At 56.8% G+C, this 13883-nt stretch carries 11 protein-coding genes; 8 read left to right on the top strand and 3 right to left on the bottom strand.

Annotated elements, in window-relative coordinates; genetic code table 11:
* The first annotated feature begins 162 nt into the window (after positions 1-162).
* Together GKG34_RS05430 and sstT are read left to right on the top strand one after the other, a co-directional pair.
* Positions 163-669, top strand: coding sequence for a GNAT family protein (locus tag GKG34_RS05430; protein WP_005943700.1), 507 nt, complete (start codon positions 163-165; stop codon positions 667-669).
* 278 nt (positions 670-947) lie between these two features.
* Positions 948-2195 (top strand): serine/threonine transporter SstT, encoded by a 1248-nt coding sequence (sstT, locus tag GKG34_RS05425; protein ID WP_347563429.1) that lies wholly within the window; start codon positions 948-950, stop codon positions 2193-2195.
* A 429-nt stretch (positions 2196-2624) separates the two neighbouring features.
* Here sstT and GKG34_RS05420 read toward each other — a convergent pair whose 3' ends face one another.
* Entirely contained in the window at positions 2625-3161 is a 537-nt protein-coding gene (locus GKG34_RS05420) for an ECF transporter S component (RefSeq protein WP_154255740.1), read from the bottom strand.
* 247 nt (positions 3162-3408) lie between these two features.
* Entirely contained in the window at positions 3409-4425 is a 1017-nt protein-coding gene (locus GKG34_RS05415) for an acyltransferase family protein (protein ID WP_154255739.1), read from the bottom strand.
* 327 nt (positions 4426-4752) lie between these two features.
* On the opposite strand from GKG34_RS05415, the gene GKG34_RS05410 reads away from it, so the two are divergent.
* From GKG34_RS05410 to GKG34_RS05390, 5 genes are all read left to right on the top strand, one after another.
* The gene (locus tag GKG34_RS05410) at positions 4753-5604 is read left to right on the top strand and encodes a transketolase (protein WP_120080394.1); all 852 of its coding nucleotides are present in this window, start codon (positions 4753-4755) and stop codon (positions 5602-5604) included.
* Between the two features lies 1 nt (position 5605).
* The gene (locus tag GKG34_RS05405; protein WP_005943680.1) at positions 5606-6553 is read left to right on the top strand and encodes a transketolase family protein; all 948 of its coding nucleotides are present in this window, start codon (positions 5606-5608) and stop codon (positions 6551-6553) included.
* Positions 6554-6651: 98 nt separating this feature from the next.
* Positions 6652-7584 carry a MurR/RpiR family transcriptional regulator gene (locus tag GKG34_RS05400; RefSeq protein WP_242960040.1) on the top strand — a complete coding sequence of 311 codons (933 nt, stop codon included), beginning with the start codon at positions 6652-6654 and terminating at the stop codon, positions 7582-7584.
* Positions 7585-7711: 127 nt separating this feature from the next.
* Complete coding sequence (locus tag GKG34_RS05395; protein WP_005943672.1) at positions 7712-9118, top strand: 6-phospho-beta-glucosidase; 1407 nt, start codon at positions 7712-7714, stop codon at positions 9116-9118.
* A gap of 38 nt (positions 9119-9156) precedes the next feature.
* Positions 9157-10527 (top strand): PTS transporter subunit EIIC, encoded by a 1371-nt coding sequence (locus tag GKG34_RS05390; protein ID WP_097781149.1) that lies wholly within the window; start codon positions 9157-9159, stop codon positions 10525-10527.
* 53 nt (positions 10528-10580) lie between these two features.
* On the opposite strand, the gene GKG34_RS05385 is transcribed toward GKG34_RS05390, so the two are convergent.
* Positions 10581-11471: a LysR family transcriptional regulator gene (locus tag GKG34_RS05385; protein WP_154255738.1), complete on the bottom strand. Its 891-nt coding sequence runs from the start codon at positions 11469-11471 to the stop codon at positions 10581-10583.
* Between the two features lie 202 nt (positions 11472-11673).
* Between GKG34_RS05385 and GKG34_RS05380 the strand changes: the two genes are divergently transcribed.
* Positions 11674-13737 carry an FAD-binding protein gene (locus GKG34_RS05380; RefSeq protein ID WP_243139213.1) on the top strand — a complete coding sequence of 688 codons (2064 nt, stop codon included), beginning with the start codon at positions 11674-11676 and terminating at the stop codon, positions 13735-13737.
* Positions 13738-13883: the final 146 nt, after the last annotated feature.

Below are 13883 nucleotides of genomic sequence, written 5' to 3'. Positions count from 1 at the left end.
TTAGCCGAAAGTGCAGCAGCCCCTGCTTTTTGCCGTTTTGGAGCATTTTAAGGTACTTTGGTGCGGGAACTGGATTTTTATGGTAATTTGTAGTACAATAAGAACAATTCTCAAAGTGCTGTGCCGGACCGAGCGCAGCGCAGAAAAGACGAGGTGGAATGAATGTTTCGTGGAGCAGTGAGAGGGGATTTGCCCCAGATCCTGAAGATCTACGCCCATGCACGTGCAGTCATGAAGGCATCTGGCAACCCGACCCAGTGGGGGGATGATTTCCCGCCGCAGGAACTGCTGGAGGAGGATATTGACTCGAACCGGTTGTTCCTCTATGTGGTCAACGGCCAGATCGAGGCCGTATTTGCCTTTATTCTGGGGGCGGACCCCACCTACGCCGCCATTGAGGACGGCCAGTGGCTGGACGATACCCTGCCCTATGGCACGGTGCACCGTCTGGCATCGGCCGGAAAGCACAAGGGCGTGGGCAAGGCCGTGCTGGACTGGAGCATGGAGCACTGCCAGAGCCTGCGTGCCGACACCCACGCCGACAACAAGGTCATGCAGCATCTGCTGGAAAAGAACGGCTTTACCCGCTGCGGTGTCATCCATGTGGCAGACGGCTCGCCCCGCTTTGCCTACCAGAAGCTTGCTCCCACCCAGCCGCTGGGAGCATAAAAATACAAAAACCTCTGGAGCTGTTGCACTGGATTTTATCCTTGCGCAACAGCCCCTTTTATTTTTCCTGAAAAGCAAACCTGTCCTTGTCACAAATACAGATCAACGGAAAACCCCCATGGGCACCGACCTGAATGCAAATTTGTGAACGAAAAATGTCTGAAAACGCTTTCATTTCTCTGCCGTATGTGCTATAATAACACCCGTCCTTGTGTAAGAGACAGGAAGCTGTGCGCCATTGGCGTACAATAGGAAAGAGGAGTGTCTATATGAAAACGTTGAATAAGGCAGTTGCCCGCTACAACGGCATCAGCCTGATCGTTCGCATTCTGATCGGCCTGTTCATCGGTGCGGTGCTGGCTCTGGTGGCCCCCGGTGCAGGCTGGGTGGGTGAACTGGGCAGCCTGTTCGTTGGCGCACTGAAGGGCATCGCCCCGGTGCTGGTGTTCGTGATCGTGGCAAGTGCTCTGGCACAGGGCTCTTCCAAGCTGGACCGCCGCTTCGGCACGGTCATCTGGCTGTACATGCTCACCACCTTTCTGGCTGCGGCCATCGCAGTGGCGACCAGCTTTATGTTCCCGGTCACGGTCGTGCTGGCAGACGCTGCCCAGTCGGACGTGGTGCCGCAGGGTCTGGGCGAAGTGATGGGCACTCTGCTCACCAACTTTGTGGCAAACCCCGTCAGTGCCATCATGAGCGGCAACTACATCGGCATCCTGTTCTGGGCCTGCATGTTCGGCGTGGCCATGAAGAAGATCGGCTCTGACACCACCAAGACCTTTATGGCAAACACCGCCGATGCGGTCTCCCAGATCGTGCGCTGGATCATCAATCTTGCTCCCTTCGGCATCATGGGTCTGGTCTACACCAATGTTTCCGGCAACGGCCTTGCCATCTTTACCCAGTACGGCAAGCTGCTGGCCCTGCTGGTGGGCACCATGCTGTTCATGGCCCTCATCGTCTCCCCCTTCATCATGTTTATCTATCTGGGCTGCAACCCCTATCCGCTGGTGTTCCGCTGCCTGCGTGAGTCCGGCCTGACCGCCTTCTTCACCCGCAGCTCCGCCGCCAACATCCCCGTGAACATGGCCCTGTGCGAAAAGCTGGGTCTGGACAAGGATATGTACTCCGTCTCCATCCCGCTGGGCGCCACCATCAACATGGACGGTGCCGCCATCACCATCACCATCATGACGCTGGCCGCTGCTAACACCTTGGGCATTCAGGTGTCTCTGCCTGCAGCCATCGTGCTGAGCGCTATGAGCGCTCTGGGTGCCTGCGGTGCTTCCGGCGTGGCCGGCGGTTCCCTGCTGCTGATCCCCATGGCCTGCTCCCTGTTCGGCATCTCCAACGATGTCGCCATGCAGATGGTGGGTGTCGGCTTCATCATCGGCGTGGTGCAGGACTCTGTGGAGACTGCCCTGAACTCTGCCGGTGACGTGGAGTTCGCTGCCACCGCCGAGTATCATCAGTGGAGCAAGCAGGGCAAGCCCCTGCCGGAGTTCCTGACCGGTAAGAAGAACTGAAAAATTTAAAAATATAGAAAAGGGCTGTTGCCAAACTCCTTCCGACATCGCTTACGCGATGCCACCTCCCTCAATGAGGGAGGCTTCACAGCTTACCGTCATGTCAGGCTCCCTCCGTGACGGAGGGAGTTCTTGGCAACAGCCCCTTCGCTTTTTACGGGAAAAGATGTAACGGGCAGCAGGGCGTTTTCATTACGGCCCCTCCCGTGAAAAAACAGAAGAGCAGCGGCCGCAGCCGCTGCTCTTCTGTAATAATAAAAATAAAATTTCCGCTGAAGATATTCGGGTTGCGGCTCCCTGTGTCTGCTTCGTGCCTTAGGCGGCACTCGCACCCAGCAGGCCGCAGCCCCAACGGCTCCTCCTTGTTTCTGCCGCAGGCAGCGGTCGTCGCCGTTGCAGAGCAAAGCGGAGGGCAGCCTAAATAGTAAGTCAATCCATAAACTTTGCCTTCTGCAGAGCAATCAGAATCAGCGGGATGAGCACCAGCTGAGCCACGATGCCCGGCACAGCGGTGAGCAGTGCACCGGACAAAAACGCGCTGAACGGGAAGCTGGAACCGGTCAGGCCGGCCAGCACAAAGCGTACTGCACCCCAGACCAAACGGCCTGCCACCATGGCGGTGACAAGAGAAGCGTACATCATGGGCACGGTGTGCTTCACCTTGTGCCAGAGCACGCCGGACACAAGGCCGTAGGCGGCCAGCTCAAAGGCCATGGCAATGGCGATGGGGAACATGGGCGGCATGCCGAACAGCACCGACCGCACCAGCGGAGCAATGAAGCCCACGGCAAGGCCCCATGGGCCACCCAGCACAAAGCCGCACAGCAGAATGGGAAAGTGCATCGGGCACAGCATGTTGCCCACCTGCGGCACATGGCCGGTAATCATGGGCAGCACAAAGGCCAGTGCAAGGAACAGTGCAGCCAGCACGAGGCTGCGGGTGGTGGAATGGGGGTTCGTTTTCATAAAAAGCTTCCTCCTTTGGCCAGACAAAAAAGGGGTCTGCCCGGCTTACAAGCCGATGGCAGACCCCTTCGTGGTGTCTATAGCAGCAAAAATAAGATGGCAGAACGCAAAGGCCCCCTGTGGGCTTTGCGCTGCACCGCTGCGTAAGCGCAGCGGTGGATAAAGGATGGAGAACACGGGCTTCTGTCCGCACACCCGGCTTCGTACCGGAATCTGTGAAAATTATAGCAGACTTGGCTGGTGCACGTCAAGATACAATGCTGGTTTTGTCCATCTGTGCCCGAATCCATGCGAAAAGGTGATTGGCTATAAAAAGAAACAGGACAGCAAATAACAACATGGCCGGGATAAAGAGCAGCGTTTGTACAGTGTCTGAAAAACGTGCAAGAAACGGCATGTTATGATAGGTGGGGAAGATCACCGCGGCTTGATTCAGATAGATGGCAAGAGAAAGTTTTTCGCCACAGGCGAAAAATTTGTGGTTGAACAAAGCAGGGATGCCTTTTCCGGAAAGACAAAAAGCAAGAAAAACGATAAACAGCAGGTGCGCGGCATAGCTGTCGCGGGCAAGCCAGAACAGCACAATGAGCAGCGCAGAAAGCAGAAAAGCAGCACAGTCAGAAAGCTTTGTTCGGATAAATTCAGAAAGTGCAAGAAGAGGACGATGAACCATCATGCCAAGGCAGAGCGCACCGAAAGCGCGAATAAGAGGGCCGGAAAGGAAGTTGCCTACCCCACCCCAATACTCCACAGTGTGGGTGCCAAATGCATTGGAAAAGTAAGTGAAAGAGCAAATCGCGGTGAGCGGACAGATCACATTCAGGGTGATTTGATCATCCTTTGTTATAAGTGCAAACAGGATGTGAGAGGCAACGATCAGAGTGGACAACTGCCAAAGCGGATAATTGATGCCGCCAGAAAACACGCCGATGCTCTGTACAAGCAGGACTTCTGGAACTGTATTAGCAAAATCAGAGAGGAAACGGATGGGATGAAGCAGATCGGCAGACTTGAAAGAAATAAAAAGGATGAGAAAGGCCAGCAGATAATAAGGGTAGATCCGCTTTAAGCGGCTGGCGGTGTAAGAAAGTGCATCGCCGTGATATTTACCGCTGTAAAAACTATTGACGAGAAAAAAGCCGGAGAGAATAAAAAACAGCTCAACGATCAAGTCGCTTGAAAGGACAGAACCTTTGAAGTGTCCGCACGCAATTGAGAGGGCAAAAAGAATTTTAAGGAAGTCGATGCTATAATTTCGTTCCATGATATCCTCCAGTGAAAATAAAAGGCAGCGTAAAACGGCATTTAAAATATTGTACAGCACCTGATCGTTTAATGTCAATCAAGACAGTGGAAAGAAAAAAGGACGGTCAAGGGGCTGTATGTTCCTGCAATTTGACCAAAAAGCGGGAAATTTCCATGAATATTTCCCCGCGTGTGTACATTTTGCATGAAGAAGCTTGACCTTTTTGCATAGAATAGCTAATATAAACTTGAAAAAGAGCGCGCTGCGGGCAGCAGGACTGCACCGGCGCTGACGAAAGGCTTTTTTGAACATGTGCAAATCTGAGGTTCATACGGGAGGACCATCATGACAAATGCAGAAAAACTTACTCTGGCCAAGCACGCCTGCCACATCCGCATGGGCGTGATCGAGGGCACGCACAGCGCAAAGTGCGGTCATCCGGGCGGCAGTCTGGATATCGCCGAGCTGCTGAGCTACCTCTATTTCGTGGAAATGAACATTGACCCGAAGGACCCCAAGATGGCCGACCGCGACCGTCTGGTGCTGTCCAAGGGCCATGCAGCACCGGCACTGTATGCAGCGCTGGCAGAGCGCGGCTATTTCCCGGTGGAAGACCTTAAGACCCTGCGTAAGATCGGCAGCTATCTGCAGGGCCACCCCAACATGAACGAGACCCCGGGCGTGGATATGTCCACCGGCAGTCTGGGTCAGGGCATCTCTGCCGCCTGCGGCATGGCACTGGGTGCCAAGCACGCCGGCAAGCCCATCAACGTCTACACCATCGTGGGCGACGGCGAGGTGGAAGAGGGCGAGTGCTGGGAAGCCTTCATGTTTGCCGCACACTACGGCCTTTCCAACCTGTGCGTTGTGCTGGACCGCAACCACCTGCAGATCGACGGCACCACCGAGACCGTGATGAACAGCGCCCCGCTGGAAGAGAAGCTGAAGGCCTTCAACTTCAATGTTGTCACCATCGACGGCCACGACTACGACCAGATCGAAGCCGCCATGCAGGCATTCCATGCAGAGACTGCAAAGCCCACCTGCATCATCATGGACACCACAAAGGGCAAGGGCGTTTCCTATATGACCAACTCTGTGGACTGGCACGGCAAGGGCCCCAACGATGACGAGTACAAGATCGCAATTGAGGAACTGAACGCCGCATACGCCGCGCTGGAGCAGGAGGAAAACTAAGATGGCAGATGTGAAGAAGATCGCTACCCGTGAAAGCTACGGCAACACCCTGAAGGAGCTGGCCGCAGAGGGCCACGAGGATCTGGTGGTGCTGGACGCAGACCTTGCCGCTGCCACCAAGACCGGCATGTTCCGCAAGGCTTACCCGGATCGTCACTTTGACTGCGGCATTGCCGAGGGCAACATGATGGGCGTGGCCGCGGGCCTGTCCACCATGGGCTACGTGCCCTTTGTTTCCAGCTTTGCCATGTTCGCCGCCGGCCGTGCCTTCGAGCAGGTGCGCAACTCCATTGGCTATCCCCACCTGAACGTGAAGATCGGTGCCACCCACGGCGGCATCTCGGTGGGCGAGGACGGCGCTTCCCATCAGTGCTGCGAGGACTTTGCCCTCATGCGCAGCATCCCCGGCATGACCGTGATCTGCCCCGCCGACGATGTGGAGGCCCGCGCCGCTGTGCGTGCTGCCTACGCAATGGAAGGCCCCGTCTATCTGCGCTTTGGCCGTTTGGCTGTGCCTGTGTTCCACGATGCCGAGAACTATCACTTTGAGATCGGCAAGGGTGAGCAGATCACTGAGGGCAGCGACATTGCCATCATCGCCACCGGCCTGATGGTCAACGAAGCCCGTATGGCTGCGGAGCAGCTGGCCGCTGAGGGCATCCACGCCCGGGTCATCAACATCCACACCATCAAGCCTCTGGACGAGGAGATCGTCCTCAAGGCTGCAAAGGAGTGCGGCAAGGTCATCACCGCCGAGGAGCACAATGTCATCGGCGGTCTGGGCGAGGCCGTCTGCGCCGTGCTGAGCGAAAAGCTGCCCACCCCTGTGCGCCGCGTAGGCGTGCAGGACGTGTTCGGCTGCTCCGGCCCGGCATGGGACCTGCTGAAGTTCTACGGTCTGGATGCTGCCACCATCTGCAAGACTGCCCACGAAATGCTGGGCAAATAAGCGCTTCTCCCACTGTATCTGCGCCGCCGCGTCATTTGCTGACGCGGCGGCGTTTTTGCATGCCGCAAATTTTTTTGCCAAATACTGCAGGATATGATATGCTTACAGAAAAAGCGGAAGGGAGAATCGCAATGCTGATCGTGGACAAACTTGCGTTTCAGGAAAAACTTTCGGAAGGGGAAAAAACGCTGGCCGCCTATATTTTGGCGCATGGGATGGAAATTGCCAAATATTCCACCCGCAGTCTGGCAGAAGTGACCTACACCTCTCCGCCGACCGTCCTGCGCCTTTGCAAAAAGCTGGGCTTTACCGGCTTTGATGACTTCAAGCAAAATTTTGTGCGTGAACTGGAATATCTCGACCAGCAACAGGGCAAGGTGGATTTCAATTTTCCCTTTGCTGAAAACGACAGCCCCATGCGGGTGGCGCAGAACATCGGCGAGCTGTACGAAGAAGCCGTCAAGGACACTATGCAGCTTCTCCGGTACGAAGACCTGCACAAAGCGGTGCTCCTGCTCAAATATCACGAGGAAATCCACATTTTTTCCGCCGGGACGGCCATCAATCAGGCCGAATCCTTCCGAGAAAAGATGCTCAAGATCGGCAAGCGGGTGGTCATTTTCAACAATCTGAACTACCAGCGGTATCAGGCCTGCTGTCTGTCCGAGAGGGACCTTGCCATGATCATTTCCTATTCCGGCGAAACGGCGCAGATGCTGGAGATTGCCCGGCAGTGCAAACGCTCCGGAACACCCATCCTTGCGCTGACCAGCTTTGGCGAAAACAGCCTGACCTGTTATGCGGATTGCAAGCTGACCCTTTCCACCAAAGAAAGCATCTATCAGAATCTTGGGGACTATGCTTCCCATCTGTCCATGACCCTTCTACTGGACATCTTGTATTCCGAGTACTTCCGGCAGAACTACCAGAAGAATTATACCTACAAGCTGGAACGCGCCCGAGAGCTGGAACAGCACCGCACCTCCACCAATCCTATTTTGTTGAATCTGCACAAAGAAAATGCGGAATGAAACACTGTTCCGTTTTTGATCGTGCAAAAAGAAACAGAAAAATTAACACTGTACCAATAAGTTTAAAAAATATTGCACAAAAACCTCCCTGCAAGTATTCTATACCTGCAAGGAGGTTTTCAAGCTTATGGAGATGCCAAAAAAGTTCCTGTGGGGCGGTGCGACCGCCGCCAACCAGTACGAAGGTGCCTACCAGACGGATGGCAAGGGCCTGAGCATTGCCGACGTGGAAAAAGGTGCACGCCACGGCGTCCCGCGCGAGATTCATACACAGGTCATGGAGGGCAACTACTACCCTAGCCATGAAGCCGTGGATTTTTACCACCATTACAAAGAGGACATCGCGTTGTTTGCCGAGATGGGCTTCAAGTGCTTCCGAATGTCCATCAACTGGCCGCGCATCTTTCCGCAGGGCGATGAATTGCAGCCGAACGAGGCCGGGCTTGCTTTCTATGACCGTGTGTTCGACGAGCTGCACCGCTACGGGATCGAACCGGTGGTCACGCTTTCGCATTACGAAACGCCGCTGTATCTGGTGCAGCACTATGGTTCCTGGCGTAACCGAGCCCTGATCGATTTCTTTGCCCGGTACTGTGAAACGGTGTTCCGGCGTTACAAGGGAAAGGTCCGGTACTGGATGACCTTCAATGAGATCAACGAGACCATGAACCAGAGCGAGCCATACCATCAGGCAGGCGTGCTCTTTGCCGAAGGCGAGGAGCACAACGCTGTCAAAGCGCTGGTCAGCCACAACATGTTCCTTGCCAGTGCAAAGGCCGTGCAGATCGGGCATGCGGTCGACCCGGAAAATAAAATCGGCTGCATGATCCAGTATCCCACCACCTACCCGCGCACCTGCGCACCCAAGGATGTGCTGGCACAGAGATTCCAGATGATGCCGAACTATTATTACACCGATGTGATGTGCCGCGGACACTACACCAGCCTGTGCACGGCACAGCTGCGGCGCATGGGCACTTCGGTAGAGATGCAGCCGGGCGATGCCGAGCTGCTGGCCGCAGGAACTGTGGATTACATCGCATTCAGCTATTATTTTTCTTCAGTTGCCCGTGCAACGGAAGATACGGATTGCTGTGTAGAACGCAGCAATCCGTATCTCCAGCGTACCGACTGGGATTGGCCCATCGATCCGGACGGCCTGCGCATCGCACTGAATGAGCTGTATGACCGGTATGAACTGCCGCTGTTCGTTGTGGAAAATGGTCTGGGTGCCATCGACACCGTAGAGCCGGATGGCAGCATTCAGGACGATTACCGCATCCGTTTTCTGGGCAGTCACATTGATGCGCTGCGGCAGGCCATTGAGCTGGATGACGTTCCGGTGATCGGCTACACCTGCTGGGGTCCCATCGACATTATTTCGGTGGGCACCGGCGAGATGCGCAAACGGTACGGCTTCATTTACGTAGACAAGAAGGATGACGGCAGCGGCACGTTGGCCCGCAAAAAGAAAAAGTCGTTTGCATGGTACAAAAAAGTCATTGCAAGCAACGGCGCAGACACCGCCCTGTAAGCAATGCATTTTTTAGGATATTGAAGGAGGCAAAACAAATGGATGCAAAGAAAACTGCCCAGCAGGTGCTGGAACAGGTCGGCGGCGCAGAAAATGTTACATTTCTGACCCACTGTGTCACCCGCCTGCGGTTCAACCTCAAGTCAATGGACGGCGTGGACGAGGCCAAGGTCAAAGCCGTACCCGGCGTGGTGGGTGTCGTGAACAAAGGCGGCCAGTATCAGGTCATCATCGGCAACGAAGTAGCTGCCGTGTACGATGAACTGATGAAACTGGGCGACTTCGGCGGTAAGGAAGTCAAACAGCCTGCCGCCCCGGCCGAGGAAAAGAAGAGCAGGGTCAGCATCATTCTGGACACGCTGGCCGGTGTGTTCACCCCGCTGATGCCGTTGATCGCCGGTGCCGGTATGATCAAGGCTCTGCTGTCTGTGCTGACCCTCTTCGGCTGGATCGACAAGAGCGGAAATCTGTACTATTTCCTCAACTTCATCGCAGACTCTTCCTATTACTTCCTGCCGATCTTCCTGGCCAACTCCGCGGCCAAAAAGTTCGGCTGCAACCCGCAGATGGCCATGCTGCTGGGGGCCATCCTGCTGCACCCGAACTTCATCGCCCTGAAAGCCGATGCCGATGTGGTCCATGTGCTGGGTCTGCCGGTGAAGATGGTAACCTATTCTTCCTCAGTCATCCCCATCTTCCTTATCACGCTGGTACTGCCATACGTGGAACGATTTGTCAATAAGGTCGTGCCCTCTGTGGTCAAGTTCATCCTGCGGCCGGTGCTCACCATCCTCATCATGGCTCCCATCTCCCTGTGCGTGCTTGGCCCTCTGGGCAGCATCATCGGCGATGGTCTGGTCAACGTCCTGCTGGCCATTGAAAAGGTCTGCCCCTGGGCACTGCCCACCGTCATCGGTGCCTTTATGCCGTTCCTGGTCATGACCGGTATGCACTACAGCCTGCTGCCCGCTTATGTCAACTCTCTGTCCATGCTGGGCTATGAGACGGTCATCGGCCCCGGTAATCTGCCTTCCAACATTGCACAGGGTGCCGCAGCCCTCTGCGTTGCCATCAAGACCAAAAACAAGAACTTCCGTCAGCTGGCCGTTTCCGGCGGTGTGACCGCTCTGCTGGGCGTGACGGAGCCTGCTCTGTTCGGCGTCAACGTCCGTCTGCGTAAGCCTCTCATCGCCACCACCATCGGCGGTGGTCTGGGTGGCCTGTATGCCGGTTTGACCGGTGTGCGCCGTTTTGGCGGCGGTGGTGCCGGTCTGGCAGCCATCGGCCTGTATGTCGGTGAAAATCCCATGAACGTGATCAACGCACTGATCTCTGCCGCGATCGCCTTTGTGGCCACCTTTGCGATCCTCTGGTTCATCGGTTTTGATGATGTGCCGGAAGAAGCCTGATCTCTTCTGAAAAAAGCAGCGCCGGAACGATTTTGCCGTTCCGGCGCTGCTTTTTACGCCTCTCCCAGCAGCTTTGCACGGCTGGCGTATACAGCGGTGAATACCTCCCGCAGCCGTTGGATCTCGGGACGCGGGTCGTCCCGCAGGGTCAGCAGACAGGTGTCCGGCAACGGCAGCTGCAGCGGCAGATACCATGCCGCCGGAAAGGCCGGGTATTTCATCGGGCACAAAAACATGCCGCGCCCGGCAAGCAGATCGTTGTAAACACACTCGTAGTTTTCCACCATGTGCCAGCTTGGTGCGGAAAACGGCAGGCCGGACTGAACAACGGCAAGATCCACCATTTCCTGATACAGCGGCTCATAAAACAGCTGCTGCCCGGCAAGATCGGCCAGCGCCAGAGTGCTGCGCCCTGTGAGCGGGTGCTCCGGCGATACGATCAGGTAAAAGGTGTTGTGCAGGATGGGGGTGCGCTCGATCTCCGGCTGCAGCGGCCCAAAGGGCAGATAGAGGGCTGCGTCTGCCTCGCTGCAGAGCATTTCGTGGGGGTTGCGTGACACGGGCCGAGTGTCCACCGCAAACTCATATCCCGGCAGCGCGGCGTGCAGCCGTGCCATCAGGATGGGATAAATGGGGTCCCGCTGCAGCAGCACCGGAGGCAGGCGCAGGGTCAGTGTGCGCCGCCGGGCAAAGCCCTTCAGTGCGGTGCGGGCGTTCAGGATGCTGCGATAGATCCCCTCCGCCTGCGGCACAAAGGCCCGGCCTGCTTCGGTCAGCGCCACGCGGGTGGTGCTGCGCTCAAACAGGGCCAGATCCAGCTCCTTTTCCAGACTGCGGATCTGGTAGCTGAGGGCGGGCTGGGTGCAGTACAGCTCCCGGGCGGCTGTGGTAAAATTCAGGGTCCGGCTCACGGTGAGAAAACACAGCAGCTGGTGGTCGTTCATCCGAAAAAAGCTCCTTTCTGTGCAGGGAAAGCTCCGTCTGCTCTCAGTATAACATGGCGGGAGACAGTTATAAACACTTTTTATTAGGGCGGAAAAATTTTTTTGTTTCCCTTTCACTTCGTTATATTTTATACTAAGTGCAGCGCGGGAAAAACTCCCGCAGAGACGAAGAGAAATTGATGAGAAGAAAGAGGAAATCCAAATGGAAAAGATCTCCCGCAAAGGCTTTTTGAAGGTCGCCGCCGCTGCCGCCATGAGCGGTGTCACCGCCGGTGCACTGGCTGCCTGCAACTCCGCAGCTTCTTCCAGCACCGCCGCTACCGGCGATGCCATCTACACCGCCGGTACCTACACCGGCACGGCCACCGGCATCGGTGAGGTGAAGGTGACCATGACCTTCAGCGAGACCGCCATCACCGAGGTGGTCATCGATGCCTCCAACGAGACCGAAAGCATCGGCGGCGTGGCCGCACCCACCCTGCAGGAGGCCATCATGGCCGCACAGGGTACCGAGATCGACAACATCTCCGGCGCTACCGTCACCACCAATGCCGTCAAGAAGGCGGCTGCCAGCTGCATCGAGCAGGCCATGGGCGTCAAGGCAGACGGCGCAGACGGTTCTGCTGCCGCTTCGGAGAACGACTGGCTGGGCACCGAGCCGGAGATCGACGAGAGCAAGGTCACCAAGACGGTGGACGTGGATGTGGCCGTGGTGGGCTGCGGCGTTGCCGGTGTGGCAGCTGTGCGCAGCATCGCCGAGGACGGCGGCAAGGTGGCAGCCTTTGAAAAGGCTGACGGTCCCCAGTGCCGCAGCGGCGAGTATGCCGTCATCAACGGCAATGTGCAGGCCAAGTGGGGCCGCAACACCTGGACCCGTGAGCAGATCGACGAGATCGTGGACTCTCACATGGTGGAAAGCACCTACCGCTGCAAGCGCTCCATTATGAGCAAGTGGGCCCACAACATCGGCGATGCCTTTGACTGGTGGGTGGAAGCAAACCCGGAGCTGTACTACGCCGAGACCACCCGCAGCGCCATCCCTGACGAGAATGCAAACAACTTCCTGATCCCCATTTTCTACCCGCTGCCCGAGAACTACGACTGGAAGCAGGAGCGCTTCCCCTGCTACCCCACCTCCGTGGAGTTCCTGCCCAACCAGTCCGTCACCGTCAATGCCAACATGCAGAAGGCCGTTGACACCGGCAACGTGGACACCTTCTACGGCTGCTTTGTGGAAAAGCTCATCATGGAGGACGGCCGCTGCGTGGGCCTGTATGCCCGCGATGCTGCCACCGGCGAGTACATCAAGTGCAACGCCGCCAAGGGCGTCATCCTGTCCACCGGCGATTACTCCCAGAACACCAAGATGCTGCAGCATTTCTGCCCCGAAGTCATTGAGAACAACATCCAGTGCCTGTTCACCAACGTGGACGTGGAGGGCAGCTTCACCAATCAGGGCGACGGCATCCAGCTGGGCATGTGGGCAGGCGCTCAGGTGCAGCAGAGCCACGCACCCATGATCCACCATATGGGCGGCGGTGCCGACCTGTCCGGTGTGGGCGTCATGGGCAACGCAGGCTTCCTGAATCTGGATCTGAACGGCAAGCGCTTCATGAACGAGGACCTGCCCGGCCAGCAGCTGGAAAACCAGATCGAGCTGCAGAAGAACCGCGAGAGCTGGCAGATCTTCGACTCCAACTGGCCCCAGCAGCTGCCCTACATGCCCGCAGCCCACGGCGGTGCCTGCTACTACGAGGACTACGCCAGCGAGGCAGAGGGCCCCAAGAACAACACCACTTACCGCAACTACAAGAGCCCCTATCAGCTGGAGGCAGCCGTGGCCGATGGCCGCGCTGTCAAGGCTGACACGCTGGAAGAGCTGGTGACAAAGATCTACCCGGATGACACCGCTGCCCAGCAGACTGCACTGGAGTCCATCCAGCGCTACAACCAGCTGGCCAAAGACGGCTACGACGAGGACTTCCACAAGCCCGCATCCCGCATGTGGGCGCTGGAGAACGGCCCCTTCTACGCCGACAAGTTCACCACCGCCCTGCTGCTGGTGTGCATCGGCGGTCTGGAGAGCGACGAGAACTGCCACACCTTCGATGCCGACCGCAACGTGATCCCCGGCCTGTATGTGGCAGGCAACGTGCAGGGCAACCGCTTTGCCACCGAGTACCCTATCGGCCTGAAGGGCGTCAGCCACTCCATGGCCATGTACTACGGCTACGTTGCAGGCAAGAACGCCATGCAGGAAGTCTGAGCCTGACAGCACAATAACATAACCATTCCCCGCCCGGAGCAGTATTCTTTCTTCCTGCTCCGGGCTTTTTTGCGCCCCAATGTGACCCGGTTACGGAAAAGCCCCGGCGTTTTGGGTATACTGATGCCATAAGAACAACCACGAAC

It is taken from the genome of Faecalibacterium sp. BIOML-A4 (assembly GCF_009679665.1).
GTDB lineage: Bacteria > Bacillota > Clostridia > Oscillospirales > Ruminococcaceae > Faecalibacterium > Faecalibacterium taiwanense.
Note: the sequence above shows the minus strand (reverse complement) of the source record. Positions and strands in the feature narration are given on the sequence as shown.

Excerpts from the sequence above, each read along its gene's own strand:
- GKG34_RS05380 (WP_243139213.1), top strand. The coding sequence starts at position 11,674 with ATGGAAAAGATCTCCCGCAAAGGCTTTTTGAAGGTCGCCGCCGCTGCC.
- GKG34_RS05415 (WP_154255739.1), bottom strand. The coding sequence starts at position 4,425 with ATGGAACGAAATTATAGCATCGACTTCCTTAAAATTCTTTTTGCCCTC.
- GKG34_RS05420 (WP_154255740.1), bottom strand. The coding sequence starts at position 3,161 with ATGAAAACGAACCCCCATTCCACCACCCGCAGCCTCGTGCTGGCTGCA.
- GKG34_RS05430 (WP_005943700.1), top strand. The coding sequence starts at position 163 with ATGTTTCGTGGAGCAGTGAGAGGGGATTTGCCCCAGATCCTGAAGATC.
- GKG34_RS05405 (WP_005943680.1), top strand. The coding sequence starts at position 5,606 with ATGGCAGATGTGAAGAAGATCGCTACCCGTGAAAGCTACGGCAACACC.
- GKG34_RS05385 (WP_154255738.1), bottom strand. The coding sequence starts at position 11,471 with ATGAACGACCACCAGCTGCTGTGTTTTCTCACCGTGAGCCGGACCCTG.
- GKG34_RS05410 (WP_120080394.1), top strand. The coding sequence starts at position 4,753 with ATGACAAATGCAGAAAAACTTACTCTGGCCAAGCACGCCTGCCACATC.
- GKG34_RS05400 (WP_242960040.1), top strand. The coding sequence starts at position 6,652 with ATGCTTACAGAAAAAGCGGAAGGGAGAATCGCAATGCTGATCGTGGAC.
- GKG34_RS05390 (WP_097781149.1), top strand. The coding sequence starts at position 9,157 with ATGGATGCAAAGAAAACTGCCCAGCAGGTGCTGGAACAGGTCGGCGGC.
- GKG34_RS05395 (WP_005943672.1), top strand. The coding sequence starts at position 7,712 with ATGGAGATGCCAAAAAAGTTCCTGTGGGGCGGTGCGACCGCCGCCAAC.